Origin of the sequence: Guyparkeria sp. (assembly GCF_046545975.1) — a bacterium.
GTDB lineage: Bacteria > Pseudomonadota > Gammaproteobacteria > Halothiobacillales > Halothiobacillaceae > Guyparkeria.
Window position 1 is genome coordinate 13,710 of the sequence record NZ_JBKGYT010000009.1, and the last position, 20,955, is coordinate 34,664.

Consider the following 20,955-nt stretch of genomic DNA (forward strand, 5'->3'; position numbering starts at 1 on the left):
GAACGTCCAGTCGTCAACCCTTGGAAATGTTGATTAATGTCTGAAAGTTTTGCCCAGCTTTTTGAAGAAAGCCTCCAGAATGCCGTCATGCAGGCGGGCTCCATCGTTTACGGCAAGGTCGTCGATATCAACGATGACTACGTCACGGTCGACGCCGGCCTGAAGTCGGAAGGGATCATCCCCACCGACCAGTTCCGCGACGAGAACGGCGAGCTGAACATCAACGTCGGCGAAGAGGTCGAAGTGGCCCTCGATGCCGTGGAAGACGGCTTCGGCGAGACCCGCCTGTCGCGCGAGAAGGCCCTGCGTGCCCGCGCCTGGAAGAAGCTGGAGAAGGCTTTCGAGAACGACGAGATCGTCACTGGTCGCATTTCCGGGAAGGTCAAGGGTGGTTTCACCGTCGAGCTCGGCGACGTTCGCGCGTTCCTGCCGGGTTCGCTGGTCGACGTGCGCCCGATCCGGGACACCACCTACCTCGAAGGCAAGGACATCGAGTTCAAGATCATCAAGCTCGACCAGCGCCGCAACAACGTGGTGGTCTCCCGCCGTGCCGTGGTCGAGGAAGAGTACAGCGCCGAGCGCGAAGCGCTGCTCGAGCAGCTGCAGGAAGGCATGGTGCTGCGCGGTATCGTCAAGAACCTCACCGACTACGGTGCGTTCCTGGACCTCGGTGGCATCGACGGCCTGCTGCACATCACCGACATGGCGTGGAAGCGCGTCAAGCATCCGTCCGAGATGGTCAACATCGGTGACGAGATCGACGTCAAGGTGCTGAAGTTCGACCGCGAGCGCAACCGCGTCTCGCTGGGCCTCAAGCAGCTGGGCGAGGACCCGTGGAGCGACATCTCCCGTCGCTACCCGACCGGCACCCGCCTGTTCGGCAAGGTCACCAACATCACCGATTACGGCTGCTTCGTCGAGATCGAGGATGGTGTCGAAGGCCTGGTTCACGTCTCCGAGATGGACTGGACCAACAAGAACGTCAACCCGGGCAAGCTGGTCAACGTCGGCGACGAGGTCGAGGTGATGATCCTCGACATCGACGAGGACCGCCGCCGGATCTCGCTGGGCATGAAGCAGTGCCAGCCGAACCCGTGGGATGCCTTCGCCGCGTCGCACACCAAGGGCGACAAGGTCGTCGGCCAGATCAAGTCGATCACCGACTTCGGCATCTTCATCGGCCTGGAAGGCGGCATCGACGGTCTGGTTCACCTCTCCGACCTGTCCTGGAGCGAGCCGGGCGAAGAGGCCGTGCGCCAGTTCAAGAAGGGCGAAGAGCTCGAGGCGGTGGTCATCGCCATCGACCCGGAGCGCGAGCGCATCTCGCTCGGCCTCAAGCAGCTCGAGGACGACCCGCTGTCCAACTGGGCGGCCGATCATCCCAAGGGCAGCATCGTCAAGGGCACGCTGCGTGAAGTCGACGCCCGCGGCGCCGTGGTCGACCTGGGTGACGGCATCGAAGGCTACATCCGTGCCTCCGACATCGCTCGCGAGCGTATCGACGACGCCCGCACCGTCCTGAAGGAAGGCGAGGAAGTCGAGGCCAAGTTCATGGGCATCGACCGCAAGAACCGCATGATCAGCCTGTCGATCCGCGCCAAGGATCACGCCGAGGAAGCCGAGGCGATGGAAGAGCTGAACAAGGCGCCGAGCACCTCGTCGCCGACCTTGGGTGATCTGCTCAAGGAGCAGCTCGGCCGCTCCGAGTAAGCCGGTCCTGCCGAGCTTTCAAAACGCCATCCTCCGTGATGGCGTTTTTTGTGGGTGCCGCGTGGCGGCATCCCCGTGACATCAGAAGTCGCACGGCCCGTCCGGGCCGTGCCTCAAGGAGTGCAACCGATGACCAAGTCGGAACTGATCGAACGGCTGGCCGATCGCCAGCAGTACCTGCCGATGCGCGACATCGAGACCTCGGTGCGCCTCATGCTCGACGAGATGATGGATGCCCTGAGTGCCGGCGAGCGGATCGAGATCCGCGGGTTCGGCAGCTTTTCGCTGAACTATCGCCGTCCGCGCCTCGGTCGTAACCCCAAGACCGGCGAGACGGTTTCCCTGGGCGCGAAGTACGTGCCGCACTTCAAGCCCGGCAAAGAGTTGCGTGAACGCGTCAACGCCGCCGTGAAAAGCGAGGCCTGACCTCGTGAGTGCCCACCGCCCGCAGCCGCGCGTCTACGTGGCCCTGGATTCTGCCCGGCCGCAACGGGTCCGCGAACTGCTGGGCGAGCTCGACCCGTCACTCTGCGGCATAAAGATCGGCAAGGAGGCCTTCACGGCGTTGGGTCCGTCGGTGGTGGAGTGGGCTCGGGAACGGGGCTTCCCGGTCTTCCTGGATCTCAAGTTCCACGATATCCCGAATACCGTCCGGCAGGCATGCCGGGCTGCCCGTGACCTCGAGGTGTCGCTGGTGAACGTGCATGCCAGTGGCGGGCGTCGGATGCTCGAGGCCGCGCGCGAGGCCATCGAGCCGGGACCGGAGGCCCCGGGCCTGATTGCCGTGACCGTGCTGACCTCCATGGAGGACGCGGATCTCGCGGAGGTGGGCGTGAGCGGCGGGGCCGCCGCCCAGGTGGAGCGGCTGGCAGGTCTCGTGGTCGAAGCGGGGCTCGACGGGGTGGTCTGCTCGGCCCACGAGGCGGGTGCCATGAGCCGGCGCTTCGGAGCCGGCAGCCTGGTCGTTACCCCCGGCGTGCGACCGGCCGGCAGTGCCCGTGACGACCAGCGGCGGGTGATGACGCCATCCGAGGCGCTCGCCGCCGGGGCAACCAGTCTGGTGATCGGGCGGCCGATCACCGGAGCGCAGTCGCCCGGCCGGGTCCTGGAGGACATCGTCGCGTCGCTCTGATCGTTCCCAGGGCGGCAGGACGGGACCCCGCCGAGGCGTAGTCGGCCGGGTCTTTCTCGTTCAGGGGCCGTTGCCGTTGTCCCTGAGCAGGGCATCGCGGGTCGAGACCCAGATCATCAGGTCATGGAAAGCCCGGATGTTCTCCACGTAGTTGACCGTTTCGCTGCCCCGGGCATAGCCGTAGCGCATGTCGCGGTAGACGGCGGGATCGGAGAGCTGAAGCAGGCGCTCGCGGACATCGTTCCAGTGCGCGGGAGAGCCCCCCTGCTCGCGGGTGAGTTCCAGCGCGTCGCTGAGGTGGCCGATGCCCACGTTGTAGGCCGCCAGTGCGAGGTAGGTGCGGTCGGGCTCCATGGCCGCTTCCGGGACCTGTTCGCGCAGCTGGGCAATGTATTTCGCGCCGCTCATGATGTTGGCCACCGGGTCAGTGGGATCGCTCAGACCGAGGCCGCGGGCCGTGGGCAGGGTGATCTGCATCAGCCCGTAGGCTCCCTGGTGGGAGACGGCATCGGGTTGCCACTTGGATTCCTGGTAACCGACGGCGGCCAGCAGGCGCCAGTCGATCCGGTATCTCTCGCCGGCCTGGCGGAAGGTTCTCAGGTAGGGGGCGGCCTTCTCCTGCAGATCGCCGAGAAAGCGCCGGGAGAGGGATTCGTCCAGTCGCTCGAACTGTGCGTAGTGCCGGTCGACCAGGGCCTTGAGCTGCAGGTCGTGCCGGGTGTCGGCGAAGAACCGCTGCGCGATGCGGTACAGGGAGTCGTCCGCCTGCCGGGAGAACGCCCAGGCCAGCGACACGGGGGGACCGACCGTCGGGCCGATGGCGACGTCGTCCGAGAGCTTGTGGGTGAGCAGGGCGATGTGCGAGAGGGTGACCGCGTACCGGATATGACCGTCGCGGATGCCCTGAAGGATGGCAAGCTTGTCGGATTCCTGCCGGATGTCGATGTTCAGTCGCCGGTCACGCGACAGCTCCCGTTCGAGCCAGTGCAGGCTGGCCGATCCGGCGGGCAGAGCCACCGTCTCCCCCGACAGGTCGCCGAGCGTTTTCGGCGCCGCCTGGTCGTTGGCATGCAGCAGCTTGCGACTGACGGTGAGATACGGAGGGCCGTAACGGAAACGCTGCTGCCGCTCAGGGTCGATCTGCAGGCCGGCGGCAGCCAGGTCCGCCCGGTTGTCCTCGAGGGCCTGGTAGGCGGCATCGACGGTGGGCACCACGACGAACTCCACCTCGACGCCGAGGCGTTCGGCGAATCGTTTGCCGAGATCGTATTCCAGCCCCTGCGGGCGGTAGCTGTCCGGGATGTAGAGGGATGGCTCGATCAGCGTGGCCACGCGCAGCACGCCGCGCCTGATCACCTGCTCGAGTTGCGGTGTGTGCCTGAACGATTCGGCCACGTCGATGGCCGCCAGGCGGGCCGGGCGTTCGCCGGGCAGCCACTGGGCGGACCACCAGAGGAGAGGGGCCACGAAGAGGGCGCCCACGCCGATCAGCGGGATCAGCCAGCGGCCGATCCCGCGCTTTCGGACCCCTTCGGTCAAAACCGGAAGCCCACGTGGATGGCGACGACGCCGAAGGTGAGGTTGTGGACGTCGACGTGGTCGAAACCGTTGTCGAGCATCATCTGCTCGAGGGTTTCCTGGTCCGGGTGCATGCGGATCGATTCGGCGAGATAGCGGTAACTGTCGGCATCGTTGGCCAGCAGCTTGCCCATCACCGGCAGGGCAGAGAAGGAGTAGGCGTCATACAGCCGACCCACCACCGGGTTGGTCGGCTTCGAGAATTCGAGCACCACCACCCGGCCGCCGGGCTTGATCACGCGGGCCATCTCGGCGAGTGCCCGGGCCTTGTCGGTGACGTTGCGCAGGCCGAAGCCGATGGTCACGCAGTCGAAACGATCGTTCTCGAAGGGCAGCGCCTCGGCGTTGGCGAGGCTGTACTCGACGTTGTTGAAGATGCCCTGTTCGTCCAGTTTCTCCCGGCCTATCGACAGCATGCTGGCATTGATGTCCGACAGCACCACCAGGCCGTCGTCTCCGACCATGCGCGCCATGCGGGCGGCCAGGTCGCCGGTGCCGGAGGCCAGGTCCAGTGCCTGCCCGCCGCGCCTCAGGCCCGTGTACTCGAGTGCGATCCGCTTCCACAGGCGGTGGATGCCGAAGGACATCGCGTCGTTCATCAGGTCGTAGCGGCCGGCCACGGAGTCGAAGACCGATCCCACCAGCCGGGACTTCTCCTCGCGGGGGACTTCCCGGTAGCCGAAATGCGTCTTCTCGCTCATGGATCTTCTCTCGTCGGGTTCTCGATGGGGCGGGGCGGCGGCCCGGCGGTTCACTCGGGGTTGCCGCCGTTCCCGTCACGTCCGGATGCCGATAATACATCGTAGGCGGGGGTTCCGCCCGCCGCGGGCGGTCGTTCCGGGTCCCGCTCGATACCGGCGGCGGCCAGCCGGTCGAGGTAGTACCGCCAGTTGGACGCCTGTCGCTCACCCAGATCGCGCAACAGGCCCCAGTCGTACAGGCCGCTGTCGTGGCCGTCGTCGAAGACCAGCTTGACCGCGTAACGGCCCACCGGCTGGACATCGGTGATCCGGACCTGCTCCTTGCCCAGCACCAGCATCATCTCGCCGCCGCCGTGCCCGCGGACCTCGGCCGACGGGCTGAACACGCGCAGGTACTCCGCCGACAGGTCGAAGGCAGCGCCGTCGGGGAACGTCACGGACAGGGTCCGGCGGTCCTTGTCGAGCCGGATGCGGCTGGGAGGGGGGCTCGTTGGCTTCATGAGGGTCTCCGGCTAGAGGATGTAACGGCTCAGGTCCTCGTCGCGGGCCAGTTCGCCCAGTCGTTCCTCGACGAAGTCGGCATCCAGCGTCAGCTTGCCCGGCCGGCTGTCCGCATCGAAGCTCAGGTCCTCGAGCAGATGCTCCATGACCGTCTGCAGGCGGCGGGCGCCGATGTTCTCGGTGCGGTGGTTCACCTCGAAGGCGATCTCCGCGATGCGGCGGATGGCGTCGTCGGTGAACTCCACATCAAGGCCTTCGGCCGACAGCAGCGCCTTGTGCTGTCGGGTCAGGGCGGCGTCGGGCTCGGTCAGGATGCGCACGAAGTCGTCGCTGGACAGTGCCTCGAGCTCGACCCGGATGGGCAGACGCCCCTGCAGCTCCGGGATCAGGTCCGAGGGGCTGGCCACGTGGAAGGCGCCGGAGGCGATGAACAGGATGTGGTCGGTGCGGACCATGCCGATCTTGGTGCTCACCGTGGAGCCCTCGATCAGCGGCAGCAGGTCGCGTTGCACGCCCTCGCGGGAGACCTCGCCGCCCTGCTCGGCCCGCTTGGCCACCTTGTCGATCTCGTCGATGAACACGATGCCGTTCTGCTCGACGCGTTCGGTCGCCTCCGCGCGGATTTCCTCCTCGTTGACGAGGTTGGCGGCCTCCTCCTCGGTCAGTGCGGCCATGGCCTCGCTGATCGTCATGCGCCGGGTCTGCGTCTTGCCCTGTCCCATGTTCTGGAACACCGAGCGCAGCTGGCTGGCCATCTCCTCCATGCCCGGCGGGGTCATCACGTCGATGCCGGCGGGCTGCTGGCGCAGCTCGATCTCAACCTCGCGGTCGTCGAGCTCGCCGCGGCGCAGCTTCTCGCGGAACTTCTCGCGCGTGTTGCGGTAGGCCTCGTCACCGTGGCTGTCGGCACTCGACCAGCTGTCCCGCGGCGCCGGGAGCAGGGCGTCGAGGACCCGGTCCTCGGCGGCCACCCCAGCACGGTCACGCACCTCGACCATGGCCTCCTGGCGGCACATCTTGAGCGCGTATTCGGCCAGGTCCCGGATCATCGACTCGACATCGCGGCCGACATAGCCCACCTCGGTGAACTTGGTCGCCTCGATCTTGAGGAACGGGGCGTTGGCGAGCTTGGCGAGTCGACGGGCGATCTCGGTCTTGCCCACGCCGGTCGGGCCGATCATCAGGATGTTCTTCGGCGTGATCTCGCTCTTGAGCGGCTCGTCGACCTGCTGGCGCCGCCAGCGATTCCTGAGCGCGATGGCGACCGCCTTCTTGGCGGCCTGCTGGCCGACGATGTGCTTGTCGAGTTCCGAGACGATCTGTGCGGGAGTGAAATTCATCAGTCGAGCTCTTCGATGGTCAGCTGGTGATTGGTGTAGATGCAGATGTCGCCGGCGATGTGCAGCGCGGTTTCCACGGTCTCCCGCGCGGGGAGATCCGAGTGGCGCATCAGGGCGGTGGCGGCCGACTGCGCGTAGGCGCCGCCCGAGCCGATGGCGATCAGCGAGTCCTCGGGTTCGATCACGTCGCCGTTGCCGCTGATGGTGAGCATGGCGTTACGGTCGGCCACCACCAGCATCGCCTCGAGTCGACGCATCATGCGGTCGGTACGCCAGTCCTTGGCCAGTTCGACCGCCGAGCGCAGCAGGTTGCCGCTGTATTTCTCGAGATTGGCCTCGAAGCGTTCGAACAGGGTGAAGGCGTCGGCCGTCGCCCCGGCGAAGCCCGCGATCACCTGCCCCTGGTAGAGCGTGCGCACCTTGCGGGCATTGCCCTTGACCACGGTGTGGCCGAGGGTGACCTGGCCATCGCCGCCGATGACCGTGCGCCCGTTCTTGCGCAGGCAGAGGATGGTGGTGCCGTAGAGCGTCTCTTCCTGGTGGGCCATGGGAACCCCTTGGTACTGGTTGGTTGAGCCCGGGGCCGACGGTCGGGAACGTGTCGTTCCGTCATCTCCATCGCCCCCGCGTGTGCACGAACAGCCCACCATGGAGGCATCCGGAGGAAATTCAAGTCTGCCCGGAATCCTCGGAACCACCCTCGACGGGCTGGCGCCCGGCACGCGGATGGGCCTTCTCGTAGACCGACATCAGGTGCTGGAAATCCAGGTGAGTGTAGATCTGCGTAGTCGAGAGGCTCTCGTGACCGAGCATTTCCTGCACGGCGCGCAGGTCGCCGGAACTCTCCAACACGTGCGTGGCGAAGGCGTGGCGCAACTGGTGCGGATGCAGCGGCTCGCTCAGCCCGCGACTGCGGCTGAGTCGCTCGAGGCGCCGCTGCACGGTGCGTGTCGTTAGGCGGCGGCCGAGGTGGCTGATGAACACGGCCGGCTCGTCCGGACGGGCCCAGCGGGCGCGCAGAGGAAGCCAGGCTTCGAGCGCCTCGGCCGCCTTGCGCCCGACCGGTACGATGCGGGTCTTGTTCCGCTTGCCGGTGACCCGCACTTGGCCGTTGGCGCGATCGACTGCGTCCAGGTCCAGCGAGACCACTTCGCTCAGGCGCAGGCCGCTGCCGTAGAGCCATTCGAACAGGCAGCGGTCGCGCACCTCTCGCGAGCGGTTGTCCTCGCCGGCAGGCGGGGTGGTGCCGGTGCGGCTTGTTGGGTCGAGCAGGCGGGAAACGGTCTCGACGTCCGGGGCCTGGGGCAGACGTCTCGGGGCCCTTGGGGCCTTGAGGAGCAGGGCGTCGGCGGGGCAGGGCACGCCGTGGCGCTGCCAGGTCCCGAGCAGCCACTTGAGGGCGCTCACGTGTCGGCCGATGGACCGGGGGGATAGGCCGTCCCGTGCCAGTTGTGCCAAAAAGCCCCGCAATATCCGGTCGTCGACCTGGCCTGGGTCGTGGAGGCCGGCCTGTCGGAGGTGAGCCGCGAGGCGTTCCCAGGTGGCCCGATAGGCGCCCTTCGTCAGCTTGACGAGGCGATGGTCCCCGTCAAGCTGACGGCCAGCGTTCTCGAGGGCCTCGTCCAGTCTGGTGCTCGCGGATGCCATGACCGTGATCGGCGGGATTAGGCTCCGGGTGCCGGCAGGAAGGCGGCGGCGAGTTCGCCGATCTGTTCGAGAAAGTGCGTGCCCTGCGCCGGGTTGAAGCCGTCGGGAGTGTGGCGCCCGAGGGCGACGACGTGGGTGGTGTGATCCGCACCGCCGGCGCGCACGGCGATCAGTGCGGCCGAGCCGGTCTGGGCCAGTGCCGGCCCGAACAGTTCCTCGCGGACCGTGTCCGTGATGCGGCCGCAGTGGGGAAAGGGGTTGTCCAGCCAGCCGGCCAGCTGCTTCCGGCTTGCCTGCCCGAGGTCGGCGAGGGCGGCCACCCGGCTGGCATCCACCTCGAAGGTCTTCTTGATCAGGCGATCGAGCATCTCGTGACTGCGGTCGTCGGCTTCCAGTAGTGCCTGGCAGAACCGGTGCAGCAGCCGATCGGCAACGGCGTTCTCTTCGGCCACCCGGTGCAGTTGGTCGAGGGCCTGGCGATGACGATTGGCCTGGCCGCGCCAGCGCCGCAACTGCCAGTGGTGCAGGGAGGCGGCCGGTGCCGGCGGGCCGGGCAGTTCCAGGCGCTCGATGAGTTCCGGGTGGTCGACCAGAAGATCGGGATGCCGGTCGAGGTAGTCGACCACCTCCTGGGCGGAGAGTGCGTCATTGCCGGACGGTTCGGCTTCCCTGTCCCGGTCGGCGAGTTCGAAGGCCACGTTATCGCTCATGCATCATCCCTTGTGTCGATTTTCGCTGGCACACCCTGTCTTCCGGGTTCCCCTGACCACCTTACTCCCGCCGTCCCGGTGCGGCAATCCCGCGCGGGCAGTGCCCGCATGGCCCGCTCTACAGCGGCACGCTGCCATCGAAGACGAACTCGGCAGGACCCGTCATGTAGAGCGGCCGCTCGTCATCACCCGACCATTCGATCGACAGTTCACCGCCCCGCAACTCGACCCGGCAGGGGGAACGTAGACGCCCGGCACGGATCCCCGCGGCCACCGCCGCGCAGGCCCCCGTGCCGCAGGCCAGCGTCTCTCCGGCACCGCGCTCGAAGACCCGCAGCCGGATGTGGTCCGGGGCCAGTTGCTGGACGAATCCGGCGTTGACCCGGCGGGGAAAGGCCGGGTGGGACTCGATTGCCGCACCAGCTTCCGCCACCGGATACCGGTCGAGGTCGTCGACCTGGACGACGGCATGCGGGTTGCCCATGGACACCACGTCCGCGCGGACCTGGTCGATCCCGCCGGGGCGGCCGCTGAGCATCAGTGAATAGGGCGGGGCGGTTTCCGTGATCGGTGGCTTGAACGGGATGGCCTCGGGCTCGAAACGGGGGTGCCCCATGTCCACGCGCACCCGGTTGTCGTCAGTGAGGCTGAGCACGATGGGTCCGCCGGCGGTCTCGACCCGGATGTCCCGGCGGCGCGTCAGCCCCCGCTCGGCCACGTAGCGGGCAAAGCAGCGCGCGCCGTTGCCGCACTGCTCCACCTCGCCCCCGTCGGCATTGAAGATGCGATAGCGGAAGTCCATGTCCCGGCGGTGCGAGGTCTCGACGAGCAGCAGCTGGTCGAAACCGATGCCGAAATGCCGATCGGACCAGCGGCGGATCCGTTCGGCGGTGAGCAGGGGGTCGGGGTCGATGTCATGGCTGACCGCGTCGATCACCATGAAGTCGTTGCCCAGCCCCTGCATCTTCGTGAATGCCAGCCGATCGGCCATTCGCGCTCCCCGTTCTGTTGTCCGTCGATTACCCGCCAAAGTCTAACATTCACCGCCGGACATCGTTCGGCCGACCGATGTGGCATATGGGCCCGCTGCGCAGGTCGCCGTGATGCTGTCCCATCTTCCACGGCAGGATGGCCGGCGAGGAGCAGTGGATTTGAATGGACTTGTCGAATCCGAACCGGGAGGTGGTCCCGGTATCGGGATGAAATGGAGCTATTTCATGAATCCGCCTCGGTATCGGGCCGGTTTATGGTTATACTGCGCGCCCTTATTTCAACCCCTTGGACCGCTTTTCGTGATCGCCAATCTTCGCAATATCGCCATTATCGCCCACGTCGACCATGGCAAGACCACCCTCGTCGACCGTCTGCTGCAGCAATCCGGCACCCTCGACGCCCGCGCCGACCACGGCGAGCGGGTCATGGACTCCAACCAGATCGAGAAGGAACGGGGTATCACGATCCTGGCCAAGAACACGGCGATCAAGTGGCAGTCCCCGAAGGGTGAGGACTGGCGCATCAACATCGTCGACACCCCGGGACACGCCGACTTCGGCGGCGAGGTCGAGCGGGTCATGTCGATGGTCGACTCGGTACTGCTGCTGGTCGACGCCGTCGACGGCCCCATGCCGCAGACGCGCTTCGTCACCCAGAAGGCCTTCGAGCACGGCTTGAAACCCATCGTGGTGGTCAACAAGATCGACCGCCCGGGCGCGCGTCCGGACTGGGTGATCAACGAGGTCTTCGACCTGTTCGACCGCCTGGGCGCGACCGACGAGCAGCTCGACTTCCCGATCGTCTACGCCTCCGCGCTCAACGGCTACGCCAGCCTCGACGATACGGTCCGCGAAGGCGACATGACGCCGCTGTTCGAGGCGATCGCCGAGCGCGTGCCGGCGCCGGACGTCGATCCGGACGGTCCGTTCCAGATGCAGGTCTCCAGCCTCGACTACAACCCGTACGTCGGCGTGATCGGTGTCGGCCGGGTCAAGCGCGGCAAGGTCTCGACCAATACCCCGGTCAAGGTCATCGGTCGCGAGGGCGAGGTGCGCAATGGCCGCGTCCTGCAGGTCATGGGCTTCCACGGCCTGGATCGCATCGAGGTCGACTCGGCCCAAGCCGGCGACATCATCGCCTTCTCCGGCATCGACCCGCTCTATATCTCGGACACGCTCTGTGATCCGGAGAACGTCGAGGCGCTGCCGGCGCTCACCGTCGACGAGCCGACCGTCTCGATGACCTTCCAGGTCAACACCTCGCCGTTCGCCGGTCGCGAGGGCAAGTTCCTCACCAGTCGCCAGATCCGCGAGCGCCTCGAGCGCGAGCTGGTCCACAACGTCGCGCTGCGCGTCGAGCAGCTCGAGGACCCGGACAAGTTCCGCGTCTCCGGCCGCGGCGAACTGCACCTGTCGGTGCTGATCGAGAACATGCGCCGCGAGGGCTACGAGCTGGGCGTCTCGCGTCCGGAGGTCATCGTCCGCGAGGTCGACGGCGAGAAGCAGGAGCCCTACGAGCAGCTGGTCGTCGACATCGAGGAGCAGCACCAGGGCGGCGTGATGGAGAAAATCGGCGAGCGCCGTGGCGAGATGCGCAACATGGAGCCGGACGGCCAGGGGCGCGTGCGCCTGGAGTTCATCATCCCCTCGCGCGGGCTGATCGGTTTCCGCACCGAGTTCCTCACCGCCACGCAGGGTAGCGGCCTGCTGTTCTCGGTGTTCGATCACTACGGCCCCTACCAGCCGGGCATGGTGGGTCAGCGGAACAACGGCGTGCTGGTCGCCTCGGACACCGGCAAGGCGCTCGCCTATGCCCTGTTCAACCTGCAGGACCGCGGCCGGCTGATGATCGGTCACGGCGACGAGGTCTACGAGGGCCAGGTCGTCGGCATCCACGCCCGCGACAACGACCTGACCGTCAACGTGCTCAAGGGCAAGAAGCTGACCAACGTGCGTGCCGCCGGTACCGACGAGGCGCTCACCCTGACCCCGCCGGAGCGTTACACGCTTGAGCAGGCGCTGGAGTTCATCGATGATGACGAGCTGGTCGAGGTCACGCCCGAGTCGGTACGGATCCGCAAGAAGCACCTGACCGAGAACGAGCGCAAGCGCGCTGCCCGCAGCGCTTGACGCGCGTCGCGGTCGTCCCCATCGTCCCGGATCGTGTTACCGGTCCGGATCGTCACGGGCAGGAGTGGATGACGCATGTTTGACAATCTCTCCAAGCGCCTCGGCGGGCTGCTCGATGGCCTGAAGGGCCAGGGTCGCCTGACCGAGGACAACATCAAGGATGCCCTGCGCGAAGTGCGCATGGCGCTGCTGGAGGCCGACGTGGCCCTGCCGGTGGTGCGCGAGTTCATCAAGGACGTGCGCGAGCGTGCCGTCGGCGCGGAGGTGGCCAAGAGCCTCCAGCCGGGCCAGGTGTTCGTCAAGATCGTCAACGACGAGCTGACCCGCCTGATGGGCTCGGAAAACGCCGAGCTCGATCTCGCCGCCCGTCCCCCGGCCGTGATCCTGATGGCCGGCCTGCAGGGCGCGGGCAAAACGACCACCGCCGGCAAGCTCGGCCGCTGGCTAAAGCAGAAGAAAAAGAAGGTGCTGGTGGTCTCGGCAGACGTCTATCGCCCGGCGGCGATCGACCAGCTCGAGACGGTCGCCAAGCAGGTGGGCGTGGACTTCTTCCCGTCGACCAGTGACCAGGACCCGGTCGAGATCGCGAAGGCCGCCCGCAAGGAGGCCGAGCTCAAGTTCTACGACGTGCTGATCGTCGATACCGCCGGTCGCCTGCACGTCGACGAGGAGATGATGGGCGAGGTCGCCCGGATCCACGGGGCGGTCGACCCGGTCGAGACGCTGTTCGTCGTCGACTCGATGACCGGCCAGGACGCGGCCAACACCGCCCAGGCCTTCCACGAGCAGTTGCCGTTGACGGGCGTGATCCTGACCAAGGCCGACGGCGACGCCCGAGGCGGGGCGGCGCTGTCGGTGCGGCAGGTTACCGGCAAGCCGATCAAGTTTCTCGGCGTGGGCGAGAAGCTCGATGCGCTCGAGCCGTTCCATCCCGACCGGATCGCCTCGCGCATCCTCGGCATGGGCGACGTGGTCTCGCTGGTCGAGCAGGCGCAGGAAACCGTCGATGCCGACAAGGCCAGGGAACTGGCCGACAAGGTGCGCTCGGGCAAGGGCTTCACGCTCGAGGACATGCGTGACCAGTTCAACCAGATGCTCAAGATGGGCGGCATGGGCGGCCTGATGGACAAGCTGCCCGGCATGGGCAAGCTCGGTGCCGATGCGCAGAAGCACATCGACGACAAGGACATCAAGCGCATGATCGCCATCATCGACTCGATGACCCCGGGGGAGCGCCAGCGCCCTGACATCATCAAGGGCTCGCGAAAGCGCCGGATCGCCAATGGCTCGGGGATGCAGGTGCAGGACGTCAATCGCCTGCTCAAGCAGTACCGCGACATGCGCGACATGATGAAGAAGCTCTCCGGCGGCGGGATGAAGAAGATGATGCGCTCCATGAAGGGGCGCATGCCGGGCCTGCCGTTCTGACGGCCCGCCGTCTCCCCAATGGCCACAGGGCCCTCCGGTGCCGGATTTCCCCGTCAGCTTTGGGCGCGGGTGTGCCTCCGGTATACTGGCGCGCTTTGATCGGTAGCCCCGGCGAGAGTGGCGGAATTGGTAGACGCACTGGATTTAGGTTCCAGCGCCTTACGGCGTGAGAGTTCGAGTCTCTCCTCTCGCACCAGATTCCCATGATTTGTTCGGTCGCGGACGGCGGCCGGACCGTAACATTCAGACATTCGTTTCTTTTGAGGTATGACATCCATGCAGGTTGAATTGCAGCCGGCCGAGGGCCTGACCCGTCGCCTGGAAATCGAGGTTCCCGCCAACGAGATCGACGAGCAGGTCGAAAAGAGGCTCAAGGACATGCGCGGCCGCGTTCGCATCGACGGTTTCCGTCCGGGCAAGGCGCCGCTCTCGGTCATCCGGATGCAGTACGGCGGCCGGGTGCGTGACGACGTCGTCAGCGAGGTCATGGGTCAGAGCTTCCAGAAGGCCGTCGAGGAGAAGGAACTGCGCGTGGCCGGCCAGCCGAGCATCGAGTCCGTCGAGGGCGAGGCGGGCGAGGCGCTGAAGTTCGTCGCCTCCGTGGAGGTCTACCCGGAGATCGATCTGGGCGACCTGTCCAGGCTCGAGGTGGAGACGCTGACCAGCGAGGTCACCGACGAGGACGTCGACGAGATGATCGACACCCTGCGCAAGCAGAACGCGGACTGGAAGAAGGTCCGCCACAAGGCGCGCAAGGGCGAGAAGGTCACCATCAACTTCGTCGGCAAGATCGACGGCGAGCCCTTCGAGGGCGGTTCCGCCGAGGATGTCGAGGTGATTCTGGGCGAAGGCCAGATGTTGCCGGACTTCGAGAAGGGCCTGACGGGCATCAAGCCGGGCGAGCCGGTCACCATCGAGGTGAACTTCCCCGAGGACTACCAGGCCGAGCACCTGGCCGGCAAGACCGCGGAGTTCGAGATCGAGGCGACCAAGGTCGAAGAGCAGGTGCTGCCCGAGCTCGACGACGAGTTCGCCAAGAAGTTCGGCGCCGAGTCGGCGGAGAAACTCCGCGAGGACGTGCGCGAGAACATGGAGCGCGAACTCAAGCAGACCATGCGTCGTCGCAACAAGGACCGCACCATCGAGGCCCTGACCGACTCGCTGGAGTTCGACGTGCCGTCCGCGCTGATCGACGACGAGGCCGTGAACATGCGCGACCAGTTCGTCCGCAACCAGATGCCGCAGGCGGATGCCAGCAAGCTCGACCCGTCGCTGTTCCGCGAGCAGGCCGAGAAGCGCGTGCGCATGGGTCTGGTGATCATGGAAGTGGTCCGGTCAGCCGATCTCAAGCCGGAAGACGAGCGCGTCGACGCGTTCATCAACGAGATCGCCGCGGCCTACGACGAGCCGGAGCAGGTGGTGGCACACTACAAGGGCGACCACCAGATGATGAGCAATGCCCGCACCGTGGTTCTTGAAGAACAGGCGGTCGAGCATATTCTCGACAAGGCGAAGGTCAGCGAGAAGAAGGTTCCGTTCAAGGAACTGATGAACCCGCAGGGCTGATTGCCCCGCGGCTTGCGACCCGCCCGTCAGGATCCAGGCCGCCTTCTTGGCGGCCGAACCGTTTATACCGAGGTGATGAATGAAAGAGGCGTTTGATCGCTTGAGTGGCGGACAACCGGAAATGAATGCCCTCGTGCCGATGGTCGTCGAGCAGAGCTCGCGGGGCGAGCGTGCCTACGACATCTACTCGCGCCTGCTCAAGGAGCGCGTGATCTTCGTCGTCGGGCCGATCGAGGACCAGATGGCGAACTTGATCGTCGCCCAGCTGCTGTTCCTGGAATCCGAGAACCCGGACAAGGACATCCACCTCTACATCAACTCCCCGGGTGGCGTCGTCACCTCCGGCATGGCGATCTACGACACCATGCAGTTCATCAAGCCGGACGTCTCGACGTTGTGCATCGGCCAGGCGGCCAGCATGGGCTCGTTCCTGCTCGCCGGCGGGGCGGAGGGCAAGCGCTACGCGCTGCCGAACTCGCGGATCATGATCCACCAGCCGCTGGGCGGGTTCCAGGGCCAGGCCTCGGACATCAAGATCCACGCCGAGGAGATCATCAAGCTGCGCGAGCGGCTCACTTCGATCCTGGCCCACCACACCGGCCGCAGCCTCGAGGAACTGGAGCGCGACACCGATCGCGACAACTTCATGACGGCGCCCGAGGCTTGTGACTACAATCTGGTGGACAAGGTGCTCACCAGCCGCAAGGAGGCCGGCCGCGCCGACTGAGGCGAGGCCCCGCCGACCGGGTGCCGCCGTCACCCGAGCCGCCATTCAGCCGGCCTGTTGCCCCGCGTGACGGCTCAGGCCCGACCCAAGAGGTTCGACGAGAACAGCAATGGCTGACAAGACGAAAGAGACGCAGGATCTGATCTGCTCGTTCTGCGGCAAGAGCCAGGACGAGGTGAAGAAGCTCATCGCCGGTCCGAACATCTACATCTGCGACGAGTGCGTCGAGTTGTGCAACGACATCCTGCGCGAAGAAGTGGAGGCCGAGGGCGAGGGTGGCCCCACGCGGTTGCCGACGCCCCATGAACTGGTTGCCGCCCTCGACGAGTACGTCATCGGCCAGACGCCGGCCAAGCGGGCCCTGGCGGTGGCCGTCTACAACCACTACAAGCGGCTGAACCTGTTCGGCGAGCGCCGTCGGGGGGAAGACGAGGACGACGTCGAGCTGTCGAAGTCGAACATCCTCCTGATCGGCCCGACGGGTTCGGGCAAGACCCTGCTCGCCCAGACGCTCGCCCGCGTGCTGGACGTGCCGTTCACCATCGCCGATGCCACCACGCTCACCGAGGCCGGGTATGTCGGCGAGGACGTCGAGAACATCCTGCAGAAACTGCTGCAGCGCTGCGACTACGACGTCGAGAAGGCCCAGCACGGCATCATCTACATCGACGAGATCGACAAGATCACCCGCAAGTCGGAGAACCCGTCGATCACCCGCGATGTCTCCGGCGAGGGCGTGCAGCAGGCGCTGTTGAAGATGATCGAGGGCACCACCGCCTCGGTGCCGCCACAGGGCGGGCGCAAGCATCCGCAGCAGGAATTCGTCCAGATCGACACCAGCAACATGCTGTTCATCTGCGGCGGGGCGTTCGCCGGCCTGGAAAACATCATCCGGCAACGGGTGGAAAAAGGCGGCATCGGCTTTTCGGCCGAGGTGAAGTCCGAGCTCGACCGCAAGGCCACCGATCAGCTCATGGAGCAGATCGAGTCCGAGGACCTCACGCGCTTTGGCCTGATCCCCGAGTTCATCGGCCGCCTGCCGGTCATCGCGACCCTGACCGAGCTCGACGAGGACGCCCTGATCCGGATTCTGACCGAACCGAAGAACGCGCTGACCAAGCAGTACGAGCGCCTGTTCGAGATGGAGGACGTCGAGCTGGAGTTCCGCGAGGATGCGTTGCGCGAGATCGCGAAGAAGGCCATTCGGCGGCGCACCGGTGCGCGCGGGCTGCGGACCATCATGGAGCACATCCTGCTCGACACCATGTACGAGGTGCCGTCGCTGGAGAATGTCGAGAAGGTGGTCGTCGACGGTGCGGTGATCCGCGGCGAGTCGGACCCCTACATCGTCTACCAGGGCGACAAGCGGCAGGGTGGCGGAGATCGCTCGTCGCCGGTCGAGCGCGACAAGGCCTCCTCGGATCGCTGAGTCTTCGAGCGTCCGTCCATCGGCGGCCCGACCTCCAGGCACCCCGCTTCGCGGGGTGTTTTCGTGTCCGGGCTCGCTGTCGGGGCGATGAAAACGCCGGGTTGAAAAGCTATCCTCCGGTCATACGTCTACGGCAGATCGTTACCCGCGTGAACGCGGGCCTTTTCCCGAATGCACCGCCCTCCGGGCGACATAGGTATACCGAAAACATGACATATCCCGAACAGTCTCCCGAAAACGTCTCGGCGGCATCGCGGCAGGTCGACGTACTGCCTTTGCGTGATGTCGTCGTGTACCCGCACATGGTCATCCCGCTGTTCGTCGGGCGGCCCAAGTCCGTCGCGGCCCTGGACGAGGCGGTCAAGGGCAGCAAGCAGCTGCTGCTGGTCGCCCAGAAGGATGCGGAAAAGGATGACCCGGGCATCGAGGACCTGCACGGGGTGGGCACGCTGGCCTCGATCCTTCAGCTGCACAAGCTGCCGGACGGCACGATCAAGGTGCTGGTCGAGGGGATCGAGCGGGTGGCCTTGTCCTCGGTCCGGGAGCATGACGGTCACCTGACCGCCGAGGTGCAATCCATCGAGGCGCCGACCGGCGTCGACGAGCGCGAGATCGAACTCGAGGCCCGCGCCCTGCTCAACCAGTTCGAGAGCTACGTCAAGCTCAACAAGAAGACCCCGCCGGAGGTGCTGACCTCGCTGTCGGGGATCGACGACGTCTCCCGCCTGGCCGACACCATCGCCGCCCACATGGCGCTGGGCATCGAAGAGAAGCAGTCGATCCTGGAGATGATGGATCTGCGCGAGCGCATCGAGCGCCTGATGATGCTGATCGAGTCCGAAATCGACACGCTGCAGGTCGAGCGTCGCATCCGCGGTCGCGTCAAGCAGCAGATGGAGAAAAGCCAGCGCGAGTACTACCTCAACGAGCAGATGAAGGCCATCCAGAAGGAACTCGGCGAGCTCGAGGACGGCGGCAACGAGCTCGACGAGCTCGAGGACAAGATCGAGAAGGCTGGCATGACCAAGGAGGCACGCGAGAAGGCGAAGTCCGAGCTGAACAAGCTCAAGATGATGTCGCCGATGTCCGCCGAGGCCTCCGTGGTGCGCAGCTACCTCGACTGGATGGTCGCGGTGCCGTGGAAGAAGCGCACCCGCATCAAGCACGATCTCGAGGCGGCCGAGGCGGTGCTCGAGGCCGATCACTTCGGCCTGGAGAAGGTCAAGGAGCGGATCATCGAGTACCTCGCGGTCCAGACCCGCGTGCGCAAGATGGCCGGCCCGATCCTGTGTCTCGTCGGCCCGCCGGGCGTGGGCAAGACCTCGCTGGGCCAGTCGATCGCCAAGGCGACCAACCGCAAGTTCGGTCGCATCGCTTTGGGTGGCGTGCGTGACGATGCCGAGATCCGCGGTCACCGGCGCACCTACGTCGGCGCGTTGCCGGGCCGCATCGTTCAGGCGCTGACCAAGGTCGGCACCAGGAACCCGCTGATCCTCCTGGACGAGATCGACAAGATGGCCTCGGATTTCCGCGGCGACCCGGCCGCTGCGATGCTCGAGGTGCTCGACCCCGAGCAGAACAAGGCCTTCGCCGACCACTACATGGACGTCGACATCGATCTGTCCGAGGTGATGTTCGTCTGCACGGCGAACAGCTACAACATCCCCGGCCCGCTGCTCGACCGGATGGAGACCATCCGCATCGCCGGCTACACCGAGGACGAAAAGACGGAGATCGCCAAGCGCTACCTGCTGCCCAAGCAGATCAAGGCGAACGGCCTCGAGGAGGGCGAGCTCAAGGTCAGCGACAACGCCATCCGCGACATCATTCGCCACTACACCCGCGAGGCGGGGGTGCGCAATCTCGAGCGCGAGCTGGCCAAGATCTGCCGCAAGGTGGTGCGCGAGCTGATCACCGCCAGAGACAAGAAGGGGGTCTCGGTCACGCCGAAGAACCTCGACAAGTACCTCGGCGTGCAGCGTTTCGACTACGGTCGTGCCGAGGAGACCGACCAGGTCGGTCAGGTCACGGGTCTCGCCTGGACCGAGGTCGGCGGGGATCTGCTGACCATCGAGGCGACCACCGTGCCGGGCAAGGGCAACCTCAAGTACACCGGCAAGCTCGGCGAGGTGATGCAGGAATCCATCCAGGCCGCGCTCACGGTCGTGCGCGCCCGGGCTGACACCCTCGGCATCGAACCGGACTTCAACCAGAAGTGCGACATTCACGTTCACGTGCCCGAAGGGGCGACGCCGAAGGACGGTCCGTCCGCCGGCAGCGCGATGTGCACGGCGATCGTCTCGGCACTGACCGGCATCCCGGTCAAGGCGACGGTCGGCATGACCGGCGAGATCACCCTGCGCGGCGAGGTGCTGCCCATCGGCGGGCTCAAGGAGAAGCTGCTGGCCGCCCAGCGGGGCGGCATCGAGACGGTGCTGATCCCCGAGCAGAACCGCAAGGACCTGGTCGAGATCCCCGACCAGATCAAGAAGAAGCTCGACATCCGCCCGGTGCGGTGGATCGACCAGGTGCTCGAGGCGGCGCTCGTGCGCATGCCGATGCCCAACGAGACCACGCCCTCGGGCGACGTCGGCCTGATCGAGAAGAAGAAGCGCGGCGGCAAGGGCAAGAACCTGGCCCACTGACCGCCCCGATGCGCCGGACCCGGTCGCCGGTGGGCTCCGGGCACGGCGTCATGCCGCCATCGATTCACGCGACGCCCCGGTGCACTGCCGGGGCGTTTTCTGTCGGGATCGGAATGGAAAAGGTGCGAGTCGGTGAGCGTCGCGGTGAAAACGATCCGGTCGCGGGTCTGGACGAACGTTGTAATCGCGCCACCAAGCCCTTTGTGGCGGGCCACTTGCGTGTTGACATCCCGAAGGTCCGACTTGTATAACTGACCTCGCTGTTTCCGTGCGGTGGCCAGCCGCGCCGCGTAGTGATGCTGACGCGCGTTGGACCGGAACCCGAGCAGACACTTCTTTCACCAAGGGATGACAAGGTATGAATAAATCTGAACTGATCGATGCGATGGCCGATAATGCCGGTATTTCCAAGTCGGCGGCCGCGAGTGCCCTGGATGGTTTCATCGATGCCGTTGGTGGTGCATTGAAGAAGGGCGATCAGGTCACGCTGGTCGGCTTCGGCACCTTTCTCGTTCGCGAGCGTGAGGCCCGCACCGGTCGCAACCCGCGCACCGGCGAGACGATCAACATCAAGGCTTCCAAGCTGCCGTCGTTCAAGGCAGGCAAGGGCCTGAAAGACGCGGTCAACTGATCCCGACGGTCAGGTTTACTCGAGTGCGCGCCGGCACGGAACCGGTCGGCGCACTCACGGGAAAGGGGCGGTAACGCCCCTTTCTTTT

18 protein-coding genes and 1 tRNA gene are annotated in these 20,955 nt (G+C 66.0%); 11 read left to right on the forward strand and 8 right to left on the reverse strand.

What is annotated here, in order from left to right; genetic code table 11:
• Window positions 1–36: 36 nt before the first annotated feature.
• From rpsA to pyrF, 3 genes are all read left to right on the forward strand, one after another.
• Complete coding sequence (rpsA, locus tag ACLFMY_RS01775; RefSeq protein ID WP_410762795.1) at window positions 37–1,710, forward strand: 30S ribosomal protein S1; 1,674 nt, start codon at window positions 37–39, stop codon at window positions 1,708–1,710.
• 108 nt (window positions 1,711–1,818) lie between these two features.
• Window positions 1,819–2,136: an integration host factor subunit beta gene (locus tag ACLFMY_RS01780; RefSeq protein WP_410762812.1), complete on the forward strand. Its 318-nt coding sequence runs from the start codon at window positions 1,819–1,821 to the stop codon at window positions 2,134–2,136.
• A gap of 4 nt (window positions 2,137–2,140) precedes the next feature.
• Window positions 2,141–2,842 carry an orotidine-5'-phosphate decarboxylase gene (gene pyrF, locus ACLFMY_RS01785; protein WP_410762796.1) on the forward strand — a complete coding sequence of 234 codons (702 nt, stop codon included), beginning with the start codon at window positions 2,141–2,143 and terminating at the stop codon, window positions 2,840–2,842.
• 60 nt (window positions 2,843–2,902) lie between these two features.
• Here the strand turns inward: pyrF and mltF are convergent, their stop codons facing one another.
• The 8 genes from mltF to dapF all read right to left on the reverse strand — a co-directional run bounded on the left by mltF (window position 2,903) and on the right by dapF (window position 10,310).
• The gene (mltF, locus tag ACLFMY_RS01790; protein ID WP_410762797.1) at window positions 2,903–4,381 is read right to left on the reverse strand and encodes a membrane-bound lytic murein transglycosylase MltF; all 1,479 of its coding nucleotides are present in this window, start codon (window positions 4,379–4,381) and stop codon (window positions 2,903–2,905) included.
• Complete coding sequence (gene ubiE / locus ACLFMY_RS01795; protein ID WP_410762798.1) at window positions 4,378–5,121, reverse strand: bifunctional demethylmenaquinone methyltransferase/2-methoxy-6-polyprenyl-1,4-benzoquinol methylase UbiE; 744 nt, start codon at window positions 5,119–5,121, stop codon at window positions 4,378–4,380. Before ubiE ends, mltF begins: the two co-directional genes overlap by 4 nt.
• Window positions 5,122–5,171: 50 nt before the next feature.
• Window positions 5,172–5,621 (reverse strand): gamma-butyrobetaine hydroxylase-like domain-containing protein, encoded by a 450-nt coding sequence (locus tag ACLFMY_RS01800; RefSeq protein ID WP_410762799.1) that lies wholly within the window; start codon window positions 5,619–5,621, stop codon window positions 5,172–5,174.
• A 12-nt stretch (window positions 5,622–5,633) separates the two neighbouring features.
• The gene (gene hslU / locus ACLFMY_RS01805) at window positions 5,634–6,965 is read right to left on the reverse strand and encodes an ATP-dependent protease ATPase subunit HslU (RefSeq protein WP_410762813.1); all 1,332 of its coding nucleotides are present in this window, start codon (window positions 6,963–6,965) and stop codon (window positions 5,634–5,636) included.
• Window positions 6,962–7,510 carry an ATP-dependent protease subunit HslV gene (hslV, locus tag ACLFMY_RS01810; protein ID WP_410762800.1) on the reverse strand — a complete coding sequence of 183 codons (549 nt, stop codon included), beginning with the start codon at window positions 7,508–7,510 and terminating at the stop codon, window positions 6,962–6,964. The genes hslU and hslV overlap by 4 nt, the downstream gene beginning before the upstream one ends.
• 121 nt (window positions 7,511–7,631) lie before the next feature.
• Window positions 7,632–8,609 (reverse strand): tyrosine recombinase XerC, encoded by a 978-nt coding sequence (locus tag ACLFMY_RS01815; protein WP_410762802.1) that lies wholly within the window; start codon window positions 8,607–8,609, stop codon window positions 7,632–7,634.
• Between the two features lie 17 nt (window positions 8,610–8,626).
• On the reverse strand, window positions 8,627–9,319 hold the full coding sequence (locus ACLFMY_RS01820; protein ID WP_410762804.1) for a DUF484 family protein: 693 nt from the start codon (window positions 9,317–9,319) through the stop codon (window positions 8,627–8,629).
• Between the two features lie 118 nt (window positions 9,320–9,437).
• Entirely contained in the window at window positions 9,438–10,310 is an 873-nt protein-coding gene (dapF, locus tag ACLFMY_RS01825) for a diaminopimelate epimerase (RefSeq protein WP_410762805.1), read from the reverse strand.
• A gap of 301 nt (window positions 10,311–10,611) precedes the next feature.
• On the opposite strand from dapF, the gene typA reads away from it, so the two are divergent.
• From typA to ACLFMY_RS01865, 8 genes are all read left to right on the forward strand, one after another.
• A complete protein-coding gene (typA, locus tag ACLFMY_RS01830) occupies window positions 10,612–12,441 on the forward strand; it encodes a translational GTPase TypA (protein ID WP_410762806.1) in 1,830 nt (609 codons plus the stop codon).
• Window positions 12,442–12,516: 75 nt separating this feature from the next.
• Window positions 12,517–13,869 (forward strand): signal recognition particle protein, encoded by a 1,353-nt coding sequence (gene ffh, locus ACLFMY_RS01835; RefSeq protein ID WP_410762807.1) that lies wholly within the window; start codon window positions 12,517–12,519, stop codon window positions 13,867–13,869.
• 111 nt (window positions 13,870–13,980) lie between these two features.
• Window positions 13,981–14,065: transfer RNA gene (locus ACLFMY_RS01840), tRNA-Leu, on the forward strand.
• Between the two features lie 80 nt (window positions 14,066–14,145).
• The gene (tig, locus tag ACLFMY_RS01845; protein ID WP_410762808.1) at window positions 14,146–15,435 is read left to right on the forward strand and encodes a trigger factor; all 1,290 of its coding nucleotides are present in this window, start codon (window positions 14,146–14,148) and stop codon (window positions 15,433–15,435) included.
• Between the two features lie 79 nt (window positions 15,436–15,514).
• The gene (clpP, locus tag ACLFMY_RS01850; protein ID WP_410762809.1) at window positions 15,515–16,162 is read left to right on the forward strand and encodes an ATP-dependent Clp endopeptidase proteolytic subunit ClpP; all 648 of its coding nucleotides are present in this window, start codon (window positions 15,515–15,517) and stop codon (window positions 16,160–16,162) included.
• Window positions 16,163–16,271: 109 nt separating this feature from the next.
• The gene (gene clpX, locus ACLFMY_RS01855) at window positions 16,272–17,591 is read left to right on the forward strand and encodes an ATP-dependent Clp protease ATP-binding subunit ClpX (RefSeq protein ID WP_410762810.1); all 1,320 of its coding nucleotides are present in this window, start codon (window positions 16,272–16,274) and stop codon (window positions 17,589–17,591) included.
• A gap of 209 nt (window positions 17,592–17,800) precedes the next feature.
• Window positions 17,801–20,236 (forward strand): endopeptidase La, encoded by a 2,436-nt coding sequence (gene lon, locus ACLFMY_RS01860; protein WP_410762811.1) that lies wholly within the window; start codon window positions 17,801–17,803, stop codon window positions 20,234–20,236.
• A gap of 358 nt (window positions 20,237–20,594) precedes the next feature.
• Complete coding sequence (locus ACLFMY_RS01865; protein ID WP_125197932.1) at window positions 20,595–20,867, forward strand: HU family DNA-binding protein; 273 nt, start codon at window positions 20,595–20,597, stop codon at window positions 20,865–20,867.
• Window positions 20,868–20,955 lie beyond the last annotated feature (88 nt).